Below are 17,333 nucleotides of genomic sequence, written 5' to 3'. Positions count from 1 at the left end.
GCTCTATGTCTCTGTTTATTATGCCGTTAGGGGCATAAGTCCAAGCCTATAGTACCACAATTAACCGGTTAAATAAAAAGTTTGTCTATTCGTGGATGTTTGGAGTAAACCGGAAAAATAATCAAAGACCATGTATAGAACCGTCCAATCCCGGACATCATGTAACTATCGACATCACAAAATGTCGTAGACAACCGCGGAGCAGGCTTACGTTTCCCCATAAGCTCTTCGTCCGGTTTCTCCTCTCCCATGAAAGGAGCCCTAGAAATAGGGCTCCGATTTTTTTGTGTGAGGCCTAATGTGCTAAAGCTATAATTCAAATAAAAACCCGCCAGGCATACCCCGGCAGGTTAATTAAAATTAATATTTAATTTAAGCAAGTAAAAACTTTTGAAGATGCAGCTCATTTTTGGCAACTTCGGCAGCTGCTTCTAAAGTGAGTATTTTTAACAGAATGGAATCCTGCCTTATATATCTAAGCACCATTCCGCGGCTCCGGTCGAAATCCGCTATGTACTTGCTATGAATTTGTTCCAGCCTCTGTCTGGCCAGTTCTGAAACCGTTATATTATCAAGCCTGAGTTGAGCTTGCAGAATTCTGTCGTCTGAACTTAATGCAGCCCAGGTGAATGTTCCGCCTTCCACAATATCTCCGGAATCTACTGCATACACAACAGCTGAATGTTCAGTTATAAATCTCATAATCCTCTCTTCGATCATCTGGTAGTCTTTCTTCAACTCTTCTACATTTTTCATTTAACACTCCTCTCTAACTTAGAAATGCAAGAAGGGTGTTCCTACGCCTATTGCCTTCGCTAAGCGCACTGGAACACCCTAATTGATATGAATTACACTAATAAGTTATTGCAAGCATACATCATCTATAATAGTTTGTATACTGCAGAAACCCTCCTGCAGCACTCTAACTAGGTGTATCGTGTTAGATTTACTTATAATATGAAGTAGTCAATGGAATAAACACGGTCGTGCCGTCTTCAACCTGGCCGGTTACGTAAATTTTGCTTACTCCGGCAATGTTGGCTTCAACGGTAACGAGTCCCTGCTCGGCTGTAATGGTCTGTTTTTTCAGAAAGGTATCCGTATCGCTGTCCTGAATGGTAAAGTCTTTAATGTCGCCGCCGATGGCTGCCACCTGGATGTACAGCTTCTGATATTTTTTATCCGGATACAGCATGAAGGAGCTGCCGCGTGTGCCGCTGCCGTTATCGAAATGAACATCCTTGTAGTCCTTATCCAGATAGACCGTTTTATCAGGATCTTTAGTGTGATAGTTGGAGTCAAAACCTGCGGCAATAGATACGCCCTCAAGCTGCTCGCCCAAAGAAATAGTGCTGGATGCAGCATCAAAATTAACCGTTACCCCGAGCAGATCGGAGATGGATTCAGAAATGCTTTAATCGCCTACAGGTTAGCACCGGCTGCAACCCCTGCACCCATCCCGCCCAGAACAGCAAACGCCGTTAACGCAGCTGTCATTTTCTTTTTCACCTTGTTCATTTCCCTCCATGTATTTCAAATGTATTTCAAATTTTAAGTGTTATCATGGAGTATAAAGAATCGTCAAGCCACATGCAATATTTTCCTGCACAAAAAAAGAACTACCAAAGCGGCAGCTCAATAAACGTAATATTCGGCTGCGTAATTCTGACTTCCTTAACGACTTCCTTATAGCCTTTTTCGGACAGGAAGCACTTCTGCTCTATGCCCTTGCGGTTCCCGCCGAAATAGGCGACATGGAAGGTTTTGTCCAGCTGGGTGATATTAGTGACATTGATCAGGGTATTGCGGTCTGCCAGGACAAATTTGTAGCCGGAGCTCTTCAGGGTTGTTACCCAATATTTCAGGGTCCCGACTGTGTAAAACACTTCGTCTTTGGTATGAATCACAATCCGGTACAGACTGCGCTCAAACTCCATATACGTGATTTCCGTGATTTCAAGGGCAACTAATCCGGAATCCCCCTTGGCGTCACGGGTTACTGACATACTGCTCAATAAAACCAGCTCCAATACTATTTCAGTAATTCTTCCGGGATCTCCGGCTGGTGGATGTAAAGTACACTAGGTACGGCCTCTGCTATAAAAGCCGCAATTGTAAACAGGACTGACGCCAGCTTATAAACGGCCTTGTGCTGAAATGTTCTGATGATTTCCGCTCCCCTTTCTCCAAGCAAATACCAAGCTTATGGACTGGGCTGTAAAGGCAGCCGCAATAACCGGAGATGACAAATAGAAATTAACAGTTACGAGCACAGCCGCAATGATCTTGAGTCCCGGCCAGTGCCGCCGCGGGATCCGGATCTGCTGGTCGATTCCGGCAGGGGCAAGCAGCAGAACGAGCAGCAGGCTTAGTCCGTTCATAATCTGGATGCAGAGTTGCCCGGCCCGCACATAGGATAAAGCGGTAAATAAAGCTGTTGTAAAAAGCACACAGGCTAGGCCTGACTTCAGGTGGACTCCGCCGGAGACCTGCCGCAGCAGCGCAAAAAAAATCAGGATCAGCACTGCTTCCGCCGTATGGCCGGTAGCCAGCGAAACCAGCAGAGTACAGCTTATTACGAGTACAACATTAAAAATCACTGCCAGAGCAAACTTGAGAACTGCATACGATGCCGGATGTTCAGGGACAATCTGTTTGATTCTGGCCGCAGCCCATCCTGCCATTCGTTCAAGCATCCTCTTGCTCCTTCTTAGTGGAATAGTACAGTAGAAATACTGACATCACGATGAAGAACGCAATATTAAATAGAAGATTATTATAAAATAGAACCACAGAGATCGCCAGCAGGAATACAATGATCGTCACAGTAAGCACAATATCCTCAAGTCTGAACCTGAGCTTGTCCAGATCAAAGGTGAAACCTCTGCCTTTACGGTAGAGGAACCAGAAGCTGGTTACTACTACTGCTGCAGTAGCGGATTGCAGCAAATACCCGCTGGGCAGATCCGCATTTACAGCCTCAAGTGATCCGAACAGGATAAAGACCAGCGCTGTCTGAATGGCCGCAAATATGACATATCCCGACACCGTAGCCATAACCGCCAGCACTACCGGCATCCGGACAACTGCAGCAAACAGCAGGATAAATACAATGACCGTTATCAGCGGGGAGAGATTATCCATATTCAGCTCATTGCGCAGCAGATAGCTCTGGATATTATTAAGCAGAATGACAACCATGGCGGGCCATAGATACCCTCTCCATTTAAACCGGAATAAACACATAATTAAGTAATACAGGGATAAACCCTCAATGGTTGAAAAAAACATGAATCCTGCAACTTCCAACAGCAACAGATACACCGCCCGGCCCATTATCATTACTAAAAAGATCAACTCTATAATATAACTTTAGTCCTATATTCGTATAGATAATAATTGTGAAAAATTTGAAACAATTAAAATCTAAATACAGCTCTGCATGTACTACTTCTGTCTGCCGATCCATGCCCCAATATCTGTAATTACCTGATCACTGACTCTCCCGGGTACATAATATTCCTCCAGGGTTCCGGCGCCTTTCCCGTCATAATTGACAAAAAAGTGATTCAGCCCCGGATACAGCTTAAACTCTGCCGAAGGATTATGCTTCAGCACTTCTTTCCACTGCACAAAGTCTTTATCAGCATACACCTGAAAATCGTCCGCGCCCTGCAGCACCAGTACCGGCTTGTTCAGCTTCCCGGCGAGCTCTGCCGTATCCTGCTGCTGCATTTCAAGCAGATAAGCCGCCGGCAGCCCGAATACAGTCTCTGCCTGAGCGGCCTGCTGAGCGGACATGGAGGCCAGAGCCTTGGCCTTTTGGAGCTCGGCGTCGATAAGCAGCGTTCTTTGCTTTATGCGGATCACTGTCATTCATAGCCTGGATACCCGCCATGTTCTGGTCATAGACGATCTCCCATAGCTTGCGCGGAGAACCGGCCAGCAGAATGAGTCCGGCAACATTACCTCCCGCGGCATCAATCCGCGGTGCCAGCATACCGCCCAGGCTGTGACCGGCCAGATATACCTGCTCAGGGTCCAGACGCGCATCCTGCTTCAGCAGGTTGGCTGCCAGCACAGCATCCTCTACCGTTTCTTCCTTGACCGTCAGGCCTGCTGACGCTTCCCCTGCATATTGCTGCGCATACGTATAGGTTCGTTTGTCATACCGCAGAACTGCAATCCCCTGTTTGGCAAGCCCCCAGGCCAAATCGCGGAAGGCTTTGTAACCAAAGGCAGTTTCGTCCCGGTCAGACGCACCTGATCCGTGTACCAGCACTACCGACGGAAGAAGGCCTGATGCATTCTCAGGTAATGTCAACGTTCCCTTTAAGGGATGTGCAGTTCCGGCACCGACTATCGTCTCCTCTTCTTTTAGGCCAGCCGGAAGCTCCATATCATCCGCCGGCGCTATAGGCGTGAACAATAAACCGGCCAAACGGCCGGAGCCGTCAACCGTAACGGACATTTTCAGGCTGCTTTGCGCAAATACAATTGGCACATGAATAACAGTGTATCCGTCTGCCGACGATGCTGCGGCCGTTTCCAGCCGGACAAACGTGCCATAGGTTCCCACCAGCATCTCCCAGACAGACTGCATTTTTAACACCGGAAGCGCCTGTTGGACCTCTTTATTAAATACCGACTGCCACAGCTCCATATATTGCCCTGTGTTGAGCAGGCCTGCTACATGATCCGCATACTTTTGCGGACTGCTGACAGCAGCCAGATTCGCAGCGGAATCATACGAGGTTATCATTCCAAGTGCGCTGAAGTAAGCTAACGGAACATAAATACGGTCTCTTTTCAAAACAGCCTTGCCGTCAATAGCCAGCTTGTCTTTGCCGTCAACAGTGACAGTGCTTTCTTCCAGCTTCAAAACGTAGGTGTGTTCATAACCTGACAGCTGCAGACTATTCTGCGCTTTTATGTAGCTTACTTCATAACCAAGGCCTTCTCCCGTCAGCCGGACGGGCATCATCACCCTTTTCCCGTCAAGATAAGGCCGTGCCTCATCGTTAAGCTTGAGCGTCTCATTATTCAGTATAACAGCAGGCTGATTAGCCGCCCCGTATACCGGTGCCAGCGTTGTTCCTCCCCCTTCTAGCAGCAGGACACTGCAAATGAGCACAGCTACGATTTTTTTCCGCATAGATGATCTCTCCTTTAGTTTCACACTTGAGTTTGTCTGATGATCATAAGCTCCTCCTGATAATTCATCCATTATTCTCCATTATAACTCAACACTGCACTAATGCCCTACCTCCGTACAGAGAAAACATTAATCCCGATGCAGCAAAAAAGGCGTGCTCCCGGATTTACCGGAAACACGCCTGAGGGGACCCCCTTTAGATGAAGCAGGCACTCAAGATAATAACAAGCAGGATATAAAGAACAAGAATCGCGCCAGTAGAAGTCCAAGGACCTACAGGACCTACAGGACCTACATTAGCGCCACCAACATTACCGCCGTATCCGCAATCTGCACCCATGAGATAACCTCCTTCAAGATAATGACTACAGAATAGAATATGTACGAATACATGGCGCAGTTTGGGCAGAACGGACTTTTTTTAGGCTGGAAAGAGATATGCATCTTGCCACACCTGCTTGCAGGTACGACAAGATGCACTTCTTGCCTTGCATTAGTCTGAAACCAGTATACCGTCGAAGCTTTCCGGACCTACACGAATCGTACCGAGCAGGTTGGAGGATACAAAGGCTGTATAAGTCAGCTGCGGGGTTACCGGCGGATCGAAGTCGTCAGCAGAAAATGTAATGACCTGAGGCGCAAGCACACTGAGACTGAAGGTGGATGTAGCGGAAAAAACGACCGGGTCTGTTGGCAGTGTTCCTCTAACAATCGTAATGGTTATACCGACCAGCGCAAGCGGTAGCTGTACCGAGATTATTCCTTTTAACAGCACTCGCGGGTTAGTCGTAACCCCTTCGCTTAACAAGCCGATCTGGCCGAACAGCTGAGGCGTGTTAACGACCAGAATCGGAATGGCGATTGAGTTCGCTGCACTGGCATTCTGAGAGGTTCTTGCATCAAGATAAGTTCCCAAAAAAGCACCTCCTTCCTTTCATTAATATTTCATCATATTAACTGCAACCGACAATTGCTTGATCATAATACCTACAGGCAGGAGCATATCCTTGCTGCTTGGTCGCCTGCCTATGCTATTTGTCCTTTGTATTTCCGTCCCGCCTGTTAAAAGCAAGCTCAAACAGTCCGGTAGCTGACAGACCGGCCAGCCCGCCGGCCCACAGCCGGAGCACAAGCGTCATATCGGTGAAAGGATAAGAAACCGCCCCGACAACAAGGCCGATTGCCAGGCCAACCGCCGGAACAAGCTGCTTCGGAAGATTTACACTGTTTTTCACCAGCTGGACAAGCGCCATGACAAATACAGCGAGTACGGATGCGAAGGCGAGTACATTGCTCAGCGCCTCGTTAACCATCACATTCACCTCCCGGTCACCAGTAGTCCCGCCCGTTGAAGCACTGTTAGGAGACGGTAAAAGTCATAGCTCCCCCCCGTCGGCGTATCCAGCAGCCCGGCAGCCACAGCGGCGTTGACCGCCGGCTCCGCCCAGGCCGGAACATTCATAACTGCCCGCCCTTCAATGACGCCGAGCCGGTCTGTGACATTTTTGATTGCCTGGCCCTGCTCCTGCACTCCGGTTTTGAGTGTATCCCGGCTGACCGTAAGTCCGGCCAGCAGTACACGCAGGTCTTTAAGTTCCGCTTCCAGATTCACAAGCTTCTGTCTATCTTCAGCCGACATCTCATCATCCTCCTTGATCTCATCATATTGGTACAGATTGAAGGTATCCATAATCTGTATCAGCTTGGCTGTATAATTAGGGTCTGTCGCATATCCGGCAGCAGCAATTTCCCGGGCGGCGGTCTGACCGTCGACACCGATAACCTTGCTGTACAGATTGCGGTTCCATGAGACGCCCCCGATGATAAGCGCAGAATGGTCCGCTACGGATTCACCCCAGTCATTATAAGCGCGAAAGGCTGCAGTTACCTGAACCGGCTTGCCGTTTATATATTCCGTTGTCCGGACAGCAATGCTTCCTGCCGGTCCGCTGCCTTTGATCCCGAACAGGTTATTGGCCTTTACCGTTAATCCGCTGTTCCCCCAGCCGGACTCGAGTGCAGCCTGGGCTATGGTAAGTGAAGCGGGAATGTGGCTGCGCTGCATATCCGCTACTGCAAAGGGCACAATCCGCGCGATAAATTCGGCATTGGTCATGCTCTCACATCCTTTCTCTATATTAAATGCACCTTCTGCTGAAAGGCTTGTGCTTATCCCTAAAGGCCCCGGCAGCATACACCTTTTACTGCAGCGCAAATAAACGCCGGAGCGAATCTTCCGGCGGCATTACTACAATTTTAATATTTATTATTTTAGATTTTGTTTCCGATTGGCTTGTTAAATCCAAAATTTAGGCGTATTATATAGTAAAATTTAACTAGAAGGAGGGTATAATAGACTATGCCTTCATATTATTTTAAAGAGGTGTGGACACCTCTGAAGTGGATTGGAATCAAATTCTTTCATGACGACGAAAACAATCTGTGGATCAAATGGTGGTCTAATCCGCGTAAAAGACTGCGTTAATGGTTTCTAGCAGCTTTTAATTACTCTTCTACATATATAAAGCTCTTTTGAACTGCAGGACGTTTAGAACGCTGCAGGCCAAAAGAGCTTTCTTCTGCTCAGAAGCGGCAAGGCGCTGACCATCAGCTTGCCGCCTCAAAGGTTATCCGGTTTTTACCGCTGCGCTTGGAAATATAAAGTGCCTCATCCGCCAGCCGCATTGCTTCGGCCGGCTCCCCCGCATCCGGATACCATACGGCTGCACCTACACTGCAGCCGACATGAAGACTCTCGCCGCCGATCAGGAACGGAAGATTAATTTTGTTGATGATACGTGTAGCCACGATCTCCGACTCCTGCATCGGCTTGCCGGCCGAGGTATGAAGAATGACAACGAATTCATCCCCTCCCAGCCGGGCAACGATCTCGTGATCACGTGTGGACTCCAGCAGTCTGCCTGCAACCTGCTGGAGCAGCACATCGCCTGTCCCATGGCCGTATGTATCGTTCACCCTTTTAAATCCATCCAGATCCAGATACAGAATGCTAAGTGTAGTCTGATTCTGCTTGGTCTTGCTGACCGCATGGGCCATAAATTCATCAAGTGCCGCACGGTTAGGCAGCCCTGTCAGTGAATCATGCATAGCCATATCTGACATATAGCTGAGCTTGCTCTCTGTCTTGGTCAGGTTATCCACCAGGTTCTGCATGGAAGCGGAGAGAACCGCCACATCTGTGATTCTGGCCGAAGTAGGAATGTCCACGCAAGCGCCGGAGCTGAGCAGATCCGCTGCCTTGGAAATGGCATTCAGCGGCCGGGATATCCATCCCGCCAGGAACCAGCCGATAACACCGAACACAACAGCAGCAGCCAGGCCGCTCAGAATAATGAACCGCTCCAGCTGATGAACGGAGGCAAAGGCAATTTCCGCAGGTTGGCGGATAATGACCGACCAGCCGAGCCCGGGATAATTCAGATACCCGTCACCATAGGCGTATCCGGTAAGATAAGCGTCATCCCCCCCCTCACGCTCCACCATCCAGGAATTCTGCCCCGCCCTTACCTTCTGAAGCACTTTATCTGAAAACTTCGTTCCGATAAGATTGTCTGGCCCAAGCAGTATGGTATCATCCTTCCGGCTGATAACCAGCACCTCGACACCGTTCATCCGTTCTTTGAGCGGGTCAACAATCGACCTCTCCACCTCACGCGACCACTCCCAGCTGAGATGTGCTGCCAGTACCCCTGTTGTCTGTCCTTGTTTATTGTATATAGGCACGCTGACATCAACAAACTGCAGCGGTTCGCCGCCGGGATTCGGCAGCAGCTTGGATAACAGCACGGCATCGTGGACATCCCCAATGAACAGACCTTTCATTCCTTCCTGAAAAACAGGACGCTGGCTGATATTCTGGCCTGACAGAATATTATCTGTGGACGACAGCACATTACCATCCGAATCCAGAAATCCCACCCAGGTGAACACCGGCAGGCTGCTCTTCAGCTCATTTAGCAAACCGCTGATTTCGGCCTTGTCATAGGGCTCCTGAAAAGCGGCAAGCTTGCTGAGCACCTGAACTTCACCTGAGCGTGACCACATGAAATGATCCAGCTTCTCGGCCATCCGGTTCGCTTCTCCGGCCAGTGAGCCGCCAATGCTCTTTTCCACTGATTTCGTTGATTCGCTGCCGATCATCCAGATCAGCAGGGCTGTAAGCAGAATAATTATGACAGCGAATGCGCCTGAAAAAAAAGTGCGCAGGTTAATTGACATACATATGTCCCCTTGTCGAAGAAAGTCGATAATTATATATCGGATAAAACCGTATTGATAATAAGAAAGCCTGCGATGATGTGCTTTTCTTGATTAAGCTGATATGTTGTATCAAAATAATACTGAGTTCTTCCGGGGCTAGTGCTACAACAAGGATGCTGTAGTATACTCTGCTCAGCAGCACATGCCCAAACCAAGGAGTGGTATTCCGTGAGCGAACAATTCGAAATGTATGATGATCCTTTTAAAATGCTGATTCTTCTGGCAACCCTGGTCTGCGAGAAACAGGGTACCGAGCTTGACTATGGGCAAGTCCCCTCTTACGAGAATGATACCTTTTCAATCCGGCATGAGAGATTTGTTTATAAAAAAGACGGCACTGAAATTACCTGGTTCGAGTTCCTTGGCCGGGATATAGCCTCAACTCAAGACCTTACCCGTTCGGAGTACAACAAAATGTTTGTTGACTGCATGGCTTCGCTCTACAAGCTCTGATCCATCAGCAGAAAATGACAGACCGCACTAAAAAAGCAGCCCCGCCTCTTCATTAGAGCGGGGCTGCAGCCCTGTTCCGGCCTATCCTTCAGCCAACCTTGGCCCCCAGTGAGCGGGCCAGCAGCACAGCCTGTTCGATGTCAATCCGCACGTTCTTCAGATCAAGGCTCTTCAGATCAATTCCCTCCAGCTTTGCATCCCGCAGATCGGCGCCCTCTAGCTTGCACTGGCTTAGCCGTACACGGCTCAGATCCGCGCCGCGCAGGTCACATTTCTGCAGATTGCAGCCCAGCATATCCGCCTCTGTAAACCGGATGCCCCGCAAATCCTGGCGCGCCAGATTAATATGCCGCAGATTTGTATATGACCAGTCCCCGCCGTCCAGTGTAATACCGTCCATAGAGGCATTGGCAAAATCAGAACCCGTCATTTTACAGTCCTGAAATTTCGCAACAAACAGGTTGGCCCCCGTAAATTTGCAGTTCGTAAAGGCTGCTCCCTGGTGCAGTGATGCATTCAGCTGTGCCCCTGAAAAATCGCAGTCGATGAATCTGCAGCCGCTGGAGTTCATCTCCTCCATCGACGCTCCCCTGAACGAGCAGCGTTCAAAGGTACAGCCGTTCAGCTCTCCGTCCTGCAGAGATGCGTAATCAAATTTCTGCTCCAGAAAGCTTTTATTATCATACTGATACAAGACCTGCACGCCCCTTTTATCCCCTGCTGAATAAATAAAAGATTATTTCTCTTAAAAATGGCACTATAGTAGATTGTTCTCATCGTGTCATTCCGCTATAATAGCAAAAAAACAGGCGGAGGTAAATGATGGACGACTCCAGCAGAAAAGAACCATTCCGATATGTTATGAACCAGCCTATACAGTGCTGGCTTGAAGTTCCTGCAGGCAATACCGGTCCTGGCGCCGGCAAATTAACCGAGGGTGTGCTGCTTGATCTCAGCCGCTCGGGCTGCAAGGTGCGCACTTCACTGAACCTCCGCTTTACATCAGGCGATACCAAGCTGATCATCCATTTCAGGCTGGCCGAAGTGAATCTGCAGTTTGAGGGCAGCGTGCGCTGGGGCTGGATGTTTGGAATAGGACAATTCCAATACGGAATCCGGCTTGAGCTGAACGAACAGGAAGAAGAGCAGCTGGTGCGTGAACTGGAATTGTGGACAAATACGCGCACGGCGCTGTGAACTCCCTTGCACAACGACAACCCTCATGAAAACATTAAAGCAGAGCTGCGGTGCAGCTCTGCTTTTGCAACTGTCTTATTGTGTTAAATGTCTGTTCTTTTCTTAATCAGCAAGGTCATCGCATAGACCAGGATTACAGCGACCCCGGCTTCAAAGACGAGTGCCCACGGGTTGGAGCCGATATACACCAGCTCCAGTCCGCTAGGAAGCTCAGACGCTTTAACAACCTCAAAGCGGAACGCATCGTCTATGCCAATGAAATAGTTGTTAAACAGCATCTTTTCCAGGTAAGCCACCCCATTCTCTATTGCAAAGAGCACCGCAAGGGTGATCCATACCTTACCCTTCATAGGAAGGCTTCTGGCCACGGTACAGGCGAACATGATCATCAGCAGGACTAAGCCTGCTGACCAGGTGCACTGCAATACGCTGCGTGCCGCCACCGGCCAAAAGTTCCCGGGCAGGAAATCAGCTGAATAAAGCAGCACATACAGACCGAGATGAATCATTGCGGTAAGCAGCAGAGACAGCAGAAGCAGCCAATACAGAAGCAGCGGCGAGAGCACTGTATATATCGTTTTTACTGGAATCAGTCTGCGCGGATACGATATAAGATTCCGGCTGTAGCTGAAGACAGCAAAGAACAGGAAGACGATTCCCAGTATAAAGTAGATGATAAAATGAATAGAGACGGTCTCTTTCACCGTGGTACCCGAAGAAAACCAGACCCCGATTTGAAACACTGCCATAATGACAAACGCCGCAAGGATCCGGTCACGGCTGCGCCGAAAATCATAGGAAATCAGCTTCAGCATTCTGCATACACCTCTCTGAACAGCTCATCAATGCTCTTGCCGCGCTGCAGCCGCAATTCCTCAACATCACTATGCAAGATTATTTCCCCTTCTTTAATAAAGATCACCTCATCAAAAATCCGTTCAATATCCGATACCAGATGGGTAGAGATCAGGATCGTACTGTCCTCCTCATAAAATTCCATCAGGGCATTGAGGATTTTGGTCCGGGCCACCGGATCTACGCCGCCAATCGGCTCATCCAGCATATACAGCCTGGCCCTTCGGGACAGGGCAAGCGTAAGCTGCAGGCGCTCGTTCATCCCTTTGGACAGCGAGGATATTTTACTTTTTTCACTGAGCGTCATGAAGTCCAGCATGCGGCGGGCTTTTTCCGGATCAAAATCAGGGTAGAAGTCTCTCATAAATTTCAGTGCGTCGCCAACCTTCATCCATTTTTCTGTCAGCGGACGATCCGGCATGAAGGATACAAGTAGCTTGCTTTCTTCCCCTACGGGTGTGTCCAGCACCGAGATGCTGCCGGCGGAAGGCTGTGCAAGCCCTGCGATTAACTTCATCATTGTGCTTTTTCCGCTTCCGTTGCTGCCCAGCAGTCCGGCAATTTTGCCGGGGCCCAGTTCAAAAGAAACATTGTGCAGCACCTGCCTGGAGCCGTATGTTTTGGATACCTGCCGAACCTGTAGTATACTGTCCACCCTTACATCCCCCTGCTTTCTTTTGCCGCAATATTGTCAGCCACAGCCTTAACGATCTCTTCACTCTGGAAGCCGAGCTCTTGCATGCCGCGGACGAACCGCTCAAGAATGTCCTGGGCCATCTCCCGTTTGATCTTCATAATGGTCTCTTCCCTCCCCGTTACGTATCTCCCCATGCCGCGCCGCGTCTCCACGATCTCTTCACGCTCCAGTTCCTGAAAGGTTCTTTGCACCGTGTTCGGGTTAATCTGCAGTTCTGCAGCAAGCTCGCGTACGGAGGGGATTTTGTCACCGGGCTTCAGCTTGCCTGTGATGATCTCGCCTTTGAGATAGTTCATAATCTGTAAATAAATCGGCTGGTTGTTGTCAAATTCAATCGTCATCAAGCAACGTCCCTTCGTCTGAACACCAGAAAGCCCGCCAGCAGAAATACGGTCATATAAACAGCCAGAACTGCAATCGAAAAGCCGAGTGTCATGCCGGGCATCGGAGGCTGCTGACCGCTTCCGTATACGGACAAATCAAGGTTCGGGAACAGGAAATACTTATAGAAGCTGCGGGAAATCACCATTTTATCTATGGTTAACAGGAACATAGACAAACCGATAGCAACACCTGTCGAGTGGGTCAGCACACCTAGCATAAAGGCCAGCGTCACATATACAAAAGAGTATATGCACCCGTACAGCAGCGCCAGCAGTATATCCGCTATGCCCGTGTCTCCGCCTCCTGTCTGAAACCATATCATGCCGCTAAGGAGAATACCTGCCGCCGCAACGGCGGTCAGACTCAGAACATAGAGCAGAACAGTCACATATTTGGATGCCAGGATGGCTGTACGGCTGCGGGCGCGGATCAGCAGGAACTTGATGGTCCCGCGGCTATGCTCCTTGGCCACAATCCCCGCAGTTCCGATGATGGACAGAATCGTCATCACCTGGCCCATTCCGGTCGGCAGCAGCATTTCTCTCGTAAAACCCGCTGCAGAAGCAAAGGAGCCGGGAGACACAGAATGGATAATATATCCCAAAAGCTGCGGGAACAGCAGAAGAATCAGATAAGGTACAACAAAGGAGCGTTTCTTTACCATTTTCACCCATTCATTAATAACCAGCAAATGAAATTTACGCAATCCGGTTCCCTCCAGTCCATTTCAGGAAATCATCTTCAAGGCTCTGTTTATGCTCCGTAATCCGGTATAGGCCGACCTTAGCTGCACTGAACGAAGCAACCAGCTCAGGTACTTTACGGTCGTGCAGGCTGATAATCAGCTCGGAATGCTGTTCATCTGTGCCTGTCAGCCGGACTCCTTCTTCCGCCTGAATCACAGCGGCCGCCGCAGCAAGATTATCAACCCTGACGCTCAGTGACACCTCATTCTCTGTACTATCCTGCGCGCCAAGCCGGGTAACTTTGACCAGTGTTCCGTTCTGGATGACGACTGCCTGATGGCAGATCTGCTCGATTTCGCCCAGCATATGGCTGGAGATCAGGATTGAAATACCTTCCACTTCGGCGATTTTCCGCATATACTCACGCATCTCCCGGATACCCGCCGGATCAAGCCCATTGGTCGGCTCATCCAGTATCAGCAGCTTTGGCGAGTGCAGCAGAGCCTGGGCAATCCCCAGCCGCTGACGCATCCCGAGAGAGTAAGCTTTCACTTTTTTATCCATCGCATTCTGCAGCCCTACCAGCTCTACCACCTCAGCTATCCGCGATTCCGCTATCCCGTCGCTCATCCGCACATATTGCTTCAGATTATCGAGTCCGCTCATATGAGAGTAAAATTCAGGATTCTCAATAATGGCCCCGATATGGGCGATAGCCTGCCGAAAATCATGACGGATGCTGTGCCCGTGAACCAGGACGTCTCCCTCAGTCATTCTGATCAGTCCGGTCATCAGGCGGATCGCCGTCGTCTTGCCCGCCCCATTGGGCCCAAGCAGCCCTACAATCTCCCCTTTACGGATCTCAAAAGACAGCTGGTTGACGATCGCCTTCCCTTTGATCATCTTCGTAACACTTTTCATTTGCAGAACCGGCAGATCGCCTGCCGCATCTGACTGTAGCTGATTAACTGAAGTCCGCTCCATTTCCGATTTACCTCCCTGTACTGGTGTGTTAGTTACATAGTACACTAGGATAATGGTAAAGTAAAGCCCAACTTCCGGATGATTCCGGCTCCGATTCTGTTATTTCAGGTTGGTGCCCTATTAATGGATCACTAGTCTATCAACCACACCAAAATGTTGCCTCTACATAAAATAGAATTGCATCAGAGTTGACAACCTTAGGAGGAATGAAGATGAAGCCAGACGTTCATATATCCCAGACCTATCCGCGCCTGAGAGTCTATGAGGAAGAAAATTACCTGGGCCGCAGAAGAACCTATACCGGCAACCTGGGCATCCGCAATACAGATAATATCCTTGATGGTATTGAGAGCCTGCGTTTCTTCTCTACCAGCAGCAATGCAACTCTGGTCCTGTTCAGCAGAACCCGGTTCAGAGGCAGCTTCCGGGTACTTCGCGGCAATACTAACATCCGTGATCTGGATGACTTCATCCGCGGTAATGATGTAGAATCCATTATATCAACCAATCAGCGGCTTACCCTCGCGCAAATCCGGGAAATCCGCAGAACCGGCGATCTGCCTTCAGGATACAGGCTGATCTAGCTGAATCATTTATCCGCTGCGATAGTTCATTGCCCGGTTCACAGTTTAATAATGAGTATTACTTGTTCGTCTGTGAAAGGAAGCTGCCCATATGATTCTATTCATCCACCGCAAGGATCTGCGGACTTATGATCTGCCGGCGTTTGACCTCATTCAAGCTGCCGGAGATCGTTCGCTGCATGTACTGATCCTCGAACCTTTTCTTCTGCGCAACGGTCGCCATCTTGAACACAGCGGCATCAACTTCCTTACACATGTAGCCAGGTTACAGGAGGAGTATGCCCGGGAAGGCAAGCTGCTTCACATTCTCTACGGTGAGCCCGAGGTCATTGTGGGCAAGCTGTCCCAGATCCACCCGATTGATCTCGTAATAACCCATAACGACTATACGCCCTATGCGCTAAAAAGAGACAGACTGCTGAGTGACACAGCGGCAGGCCTTGGCATCCGCTTTCTCTCCTGCCAGGACAGTATGCTCTGTGACCACAATGATTTTATGGAGTGGAGCGGCCGGAACGAACCGTTCAAGGTATTCACTCCCTTTTACCGCCGCTGGCGCAGCTTTCTCGCTGAACGCTTCCGCCCGCCTTATACTGCCCGACTGCAGCAGCTGGACACCGCATCACTCGATGCCGAAGCCGTAGCTGAATTCAGGCTTCCCGAGGAAATCACCCGGCAGCTGTCTCAGCTGACCTTATCGGCACGCAGCATGAGTCCCGGCCTAATCCTGGATGATTTCCTGCAGACCGAGCTGCAGTACTACCAGGTGGCACGCGACAAATATGCGCAGCAGGGAACCAGCATGATCAGCCGTCATCTCAACACCGGAGCCATCTCGGTGCGGACGATTTACAGCCGTCTGACAGAGGACGGCAGAAGCGGGGAAGACTGGCTGAGGCAGCTGGGCTGGAGGGATTTCTACCTGTATCAGGCCCGGGTGGACCCGGATTTTTTCAGCTATGAAAAAGTGTATGACCTGTCAGCGCTTAGCACAGATCATTTTGCAGCCTGGTCCAGCGGCAATACCGGCATTCCGGTAATAGATGCAGCTATGCGCCAGCTGAACGAGACCGGCTGGATGCCGAACAGGCTGCGGATGATTACCGCCATGTTCCTGACCAAAAACCTGGGCTGTCCGTTTATTTACGGGGAACGGTACTTCCGCCTCAAGCTGAAGGATTACGATAATGTGCTGAACCGCGGGGGCTGGCTGTGGAGCTCCTCGCTTGGATACGATGCCTCACCGTACTTCAGGGTGATGAATCCGGTCACGCAGTCACAGACCCATGACCCGGACGGCAGCTATATCCGGGCCTGGCTGCCGGAGCTGTCCGGGCTGTCCGACAAAGAGATCCATCTGCCCCGCCCGGAGGCCATTGTCGACCTGAAGCGTTCACGGGCCTTGGCAATTGAGACCTACAAGGAAATACTAAGAGGTACACCAGACGTGATCAGCGGGTAAATCAAACAGCTGCAGCAAGAACCCTAAACTTATTTCCAGGGGTCCTATGCTGCAGCTGTTTAGTTTGTTGAGAGAGTCAGAGCTTCCTCAATGTCGGGCTTATGGAGATAACGCTGATTCTCCAAAACATTTAGTTGGATTTTTGCTGTTTAATCTCATTCAAGCTCAACTTTTTCGGTAATTAGTTGTGAAATCGCTACTTAATTAAGGCTGCAACCCTCATTTTGGGCAGAAAGCGGATTATTAAGTGCCGTTTTTCCAACTACATTTCTTAAACCGGTTCGGCCCCTTAATTATGGAGTCATTCTCTTAAATTCTCTGTTTCTCGCAGTTTCTTAAAGTGAAATCTTTACTTCCTCCAATTGGCCTGCTTTCCACGCTGCATGGTATTGGTTGGGGCTCAATCGTTTTAAACTGCCATGAAACCGTCGCTCGTTGTAAAAACGAATATACTCGGTAACGCTCTCGTACGCTTCTTCAAAGGTTTCAAAGTACATTTTACTGTATACATCTCGCTCTAAAATGCTGTGGAAAGACTCAATATATGCGTTCATATTCGGCGTTTTGGGCGGAATTCGTTCATGAATAAGCGGCG

The 17,333-nt window shown here is 49.6% G+C and carries 23 protein-coding genes; 4 read left to right on the top strand and 19 right to left on the bottom strand.

Annotated features, from left to right (window positions below):
• Positions 1 to 372: 372 nt before the first annotated feature.
• The 12 genes from BLR64_RS16270 to BLR64_RS16215 form a co-directional block, all read right to left on the bottom strand.
• On the bottom strand, positions 373 to 756 hold the full coding sequence (locus tag BLR64_RS16270; protein WP_090715728.1) for a hypothetical protein: 384 nt from the start codon (positions 754 to 756) through the stop codon (positions 373 to 375).
• A 190-nt stretch (positions 757 to 946) separates the two neighbouring features.
• Positions 947 to 1,342 (bottom strand): hypothetical protein, encoded by a 396-nt coding sequence (locus BLR64_RS16265; RefSeq protein WP_244157731.1) that lies wholly within the window; start codon positions 1,340 to 1,342, stop codon positions 947 to 949.
• Positions 1,343 to 1,619: 277 nt separating this feature from the next.
• The gene (locus tag BLR64_RS16260) at positions 1,620 to 2,006 is read right to left on the bottom strand and encodes a LytTR family transcriptional regulator DNA-binding domain-containing protein (protein ID WP_244157734.1); all 387 of its coding nucleotides are present in this window, start codon (positions 2,004 to 2,006) and stop codon (positions 1,620 to 1,622) included.
• Positions 2,007 to 2,032: 26 nt separating this feature from the next.
• On the bottom strand, positions 2,033 to 2,194 hold the full coding sequence (locus BLR64_RS31245) for a cyclic lactone autoinducer peptide (RefSeq protein WP_090715725.1): 162 nt from the start codon (positions 2,192 to 2,194) through the stop codon (positions 2,033 to 2,035).
• Positions 2,136 to 2,696 carry an accessory gene regulator ArgB-like protein gene (locus BLR64_RS16250; RefSeq protein ID WP_090715724.1) on the bottom strand — a complete coding sequence of 187 codons (561 nt, stop codon included), beginning with the start codon at positions 2,694 to 2,696 and terminating at the stop codon, positions 2,136 to 2,138. Before BLR64_RS16250 ends, BLR64_RS31245 begins: the two co-directional genes overlap by 59 nt.
• The gene (locus BLR64_RS16245) at positions 2,689 to 3,201 is read right to left on the bottom strand and encodes a hypothetical protein (protein WP_139172002.1); all 513 of its coding nucleotides are present in this window, start codon (positions 3,199 to 3,201) and stop codon (positions 2,689 to 2,691) included. Before BLR64_RS16245 ends, BLR64_RS16250 begins: the two co-directional genes overlap by 8 nt.
• Positions 3,202 to 3,447: 246 nt before the next feature.
• Complete coding sequence (locus tag BLR64_RS16240; RefSeq protein ID WP_090715721.1) at positions 3,448 to 3,801, bottom strand: alpha/beta hydrolase; 354 nt, start codon at positions 3,799 to 3,801, stop codon at positions 3,448 to 3,450.
• Complete coding sequence (locus BLR64_RS16235) at positions 3,737 to 5,155, bottom strand: alpha/beta fold hydrolase (protein ID WP_167360701.1); 1,419 nt, start codon at positions 5,153 to 5,155, stop codon at positions 3,737 to 3,739. Before BLR64_RS16235 ends, BLR64_RS16240 begins: the two co-directional genes overlap by 65 nt.
• 493 nt (positions 5,156 to 5,648) lie before the next feature.
• A complete protein-coding gene (locus BLR64_RS16230; RefSeq protein WP_090715717.1) occupies positions 5,649 to 6,071 on the bottom strand; it encodes a hypothetical protein in 423 nt (140 codons plus the stop codon).
• 115 nt (positions 6,072 to 6,186) lie between these two features.
• Positions 6,187 to 6,468: a holin gene (locus tag BLR64_RS16225; protein WP_208607187.1), complete on the bottom strand. Its 282-nt coding sequence runs from the start codon at positions 6,466 to 6,468 to the stop codon at positions 6,187 to 6,189.
• A gap of 5 nt (positions 6,469 to 6,473) precedes the next feature.
• A complete protein-coding gene (locus BLR64_RS16220) occupies positions 6,474 to 7,271 on the bottom strand; it encodes a glycoside hydrolase family 73 protein (protein ID WP_090715716.1) in 798 nt (265 codons plus the stop codon).
• A 491-nt stretch (positions 7,272 to 7,762) separates the two neighbouring features.
• Positions 7,763 to 9,394, bottom strand: coding sequence for a sensor domain-containing diguanylate cyclase (locus BLR64_RS16215; protein ID WP_090715714.1), 1,632 nt, complete (start codon positions 9,392 to 9,394; stop codon positions 7,763 to 7,765).
• A 210-nt stretch (positions 9,395 to 9,604) separates the two neighbouring features.
• On the opposite strand from BLR64_RS16215, the gene BLR64_RS16210 reads away from it, so the two are divergent.
• Complete coding sequence (locus BLR64_RS16210) at positions 9,605 to 9,889, top strand: hypothetical protein (protein WP_090715712.1); 285 nt, start codon at positions 9,605 to 9,607, stop codon at positions 9,887 to 9,889.
• 88 nt (positions 9,890 to 9,977) lie between these two features.
• Here BLR64_RS16210 and BLR64_RS16205 read toward each other — a convergent pair whose 3' ends face one another.
• Positions 9,978 to 10,583 (bottom strand): pentapeptide repeat-containing protein, encoded by a 606-nt coding sequence (locus BLR64_RS16205; protein WP_090715834.1) that lies wholly within the window; start codon positions 10,581 to 10,583, stop codon positions 9,978 to 9,980.
• A 125-nt stretch (positions 10,584 to 10,708) separates the two neighbouring features.
• On the opposite strand from BLR64_RS16205, the gene BLR64_RS16200 reads away from it, so the two are divergent.
• The gene (locus BLR64_RS16200; RefSeq protein ID WP_244157730.1) at positions 10,709 to 11,086 is read left to right on the top strand and encodes a PilZ domain-containing protein; all 378 of its coding nucleotides are present in this window, start codon (positions 10,709 to 10,711) and stop codon (positions 11,084 to 11,086) included.
• 83 nt (positions 11,087 to 11,169) lie between these two features.
• Here BLR64_RS16200 and BLR64_RS16195 read toward each other — a convergent pair whose 3' ends face one another.
• Genes BLR64_RS16195 through BLR64_RS16175 form a run of 5 tightly spaced genes read right to left on the bottom strand, consistent with a single transcriptional unit; the run spans position 11,170 to position 14,692 of the window.
• Entirely contained in the window at positions 11,170 to 11,901 is a 732-nt protein-coding gene (locus BLR64_RS16195) for a hypothetical protein (protein WP_090715708.1), read from the bottom strand.
• The gene (locus tag BLR64_RS16190; protein WP_090715706.1) at positions 11,895 to 12,596 is read right to left on the bottom strand and encodes an ABC transporter ATP-binding protein; all 702 of its coding nucleotides are present in this window, start codon (positions 12,594 to 12,596) and stop codon (positions 11,895 to 11,897) included. The genes BLR64_RS16195 and BLR64_RS16190 overlap by 7 nt, the downstream gene beginning before the upstream one ends.
• Before the next feature lie 2 nt (positions 12,597 to 12,598).
• Complete coding sequence (locus tag BLR64_RS16185; protein ID WP_068725831.1) at positions 12,599 to 12,979, bottom strand: GntR family transcriptional regulator; 381 nt, start codon at positions 12,977 to 12,979, stop codon at positions 12,599 to 12,601.
• The gene (locus BLR64_RS16180) at positions 12,979 to 13,728 is read right to left on the bottom strand and encodes an ABC transporter permease (RefSeq protein WP_090715704.1); all 750 of its coding nucleotides are present in this window, start codon (positions 13,726 to 13,728) and stop codon (positions 12,979 to 12,981) included. Before BLR64_RS16180 ends, BLR64_RS16185 begins: the two co-directional genes overlap by 1 nt.
• On the bottom strand, positions 13,721 to 14,692 hold the full coding sequence (locus BLR64_RS16175; protein WP_090715702.1) for an ABC transporter ATP-binding protein: 972 nt from the start codon (positions 14,690 to 14,692) through the stop codon (positions 13,721 to 13,723). Before BLR64_RS16175 ends, BLR64_RS16180 begins: the two co-directional genes overlap by 8 nt.
• 212 nt (positions 14,693 to 14,904) lie before the next feature.
• Here BLR64_RS16175 and BLR64_RS16170 point away from each other — a divergent pair, with 212 nt between their 5' ends.
• Positions 14,905 to 15,276: a hypothetical protein gene (locus BLR64_RS16170; RefSeq protein ID WP_090715700.1), complete on the top strand. Its 372-nt coding sequence runs from the start codon at positions 14,905 to 14,907 to the stop codon at positions 15,274 to 15,276.
• 91 nt (positions 15,277 to 15,367) lie between these two features.
• Entirely contained in the window at positions 15,368 to 16,738 is a 1,371-nt protein-coding gene (locus BLR64_RS16165) for a cryptochrome/photolyase family protein (protein WP_090715698.1), read from the top strand.
• A gap of 335 nt (positions 16,739 to 17,073) precedes the next feature.
• Here the strand turns inward: BLR64_RS16165 and BLR64_RS16160 are convergent.
• On the bottom strand, positions 17,074 to 17,333 hold a 260-nt coding region (locus BLR64_RS16160; RefSeq protein WP_139172000.1), incomplete at its 5' end, for an integrase core domain-containing protein.

The organism is Paenibacillus typhae, assembly GCF_900099765.1.
Taxonomy (GTDB): domain Bacteria; phylum Bacillota; class Bacilli; order Paenibacillales; family Paenibacillaceae; genus Paenibacillus_AQ; species Paenibacillus_AQ typhae.
The sequence above is the reverse complement of the archived record's forward strand: the minus strand, read 5'-3'. Positions and strand labels throughout refer to the sequence as shown.

Coding starts and splice junctions, on each gene's coding strand:
- BLR64_RS16220 (WP_090715716.1), bottom strand. CDS start 7,271: ATGACCAATGCCGAATTTATCGCGCGGATTGTGCCCTTTGCAGTAGCG.
- BLR64_RS16175 (WP_090715702.1), bottom strand. CDS start 14,692: ATGGAGCGGACTTCAGTTAATCAGCTACAGTCAGATGCGGCAGGCGAT.
- BLR64_RS16215 (WP_090715714.1), bottom strand. CDS start 9,394: ATGTCAATTAACCTGCGCACTTTTTTTTCAGGCGCATTCGCTGTCATA.
- BLR64_RS16195 (WP_090715708.1), bottom strand. CDS start 11,901: ATGCTGAAGCTGATTTCCTATGATTTTCGGCGCAGCCGTGACCGGATC.
- BLR64_RS16185 (WP_068725831.1), bottom strand. CDS start 12,979: ATGACGATTGAATTTGACAACAACCAGCCGATTTATTTACAGATTATG.
- BLR64_RS16240 (WP_090715721.1), bottom strand. CDS start 3,801: ATGTCCGCTCAGCAGGCCGCTCAGGCAGAGACTGTATTCGGGCTGCCG.
- BLR64_RS16250 (WP_090715724.1), bottom strand. CDS start 2,696: ATGCTTGAACGAATGGCAGGATGGGCTGCGGCCAGAATCAAACAGATT.
- BLR64_RS16225 (WP_208607187.1), bottom strand. CDS start 6,468: ATGGTTAACGAGGCGCTGAGCAATGTACTCGCCTTCGCATCCGTACTC.
- BLR64_RS16200 (WP_244157730.1), top strand. CDS start 10,709: ATGATGGACGACTCCAGCAGAAAAGAACCATTCCGATATGTTATGAAC.
- BLR64_RS16235 (WP_167360701.1), bottom strand. CDS start 5,155: ATGCGGAAAAAAATCGTAGCTGTGCTCATTTGCAGTGTCCTGCTGCTA.
- BLR64_RS16270 (WP_090715728.1), bottom strand. CDS start 756: ATGAAAAATGTAGAAGAGTTGAAGAAAGACTACCAGATGATCGAAGAG.
- BLR64_RS16245 (WP_139172002.1), bottom strand. CDS start 3,201: ATGGTTGTCATTCTGCTTAATAATATCCAGAGCTATCTGCTGCGCAAT.
- BLR64_RS16165 (WP_090715698.1), top strand. CDS start 15,368: ATGATTCTATTCATCCACCGCAAGGATCTGCGGACTTATGATCTGCCG.
- BLR64_RS16170 (WP_090715700.1), top strand. CDS start 14,905: ATGAAGCCAGACGTTCATATATCCCAGACCTATCCGCGCCTGAGAGTC.
- BLR64_RS16260 (WP_244157734.1), bottom strand. CDS start 2,006: ATGTCAGTAACCCGTGACGCCAAGGGGGATTCCGGATTAGTTGCCCTT.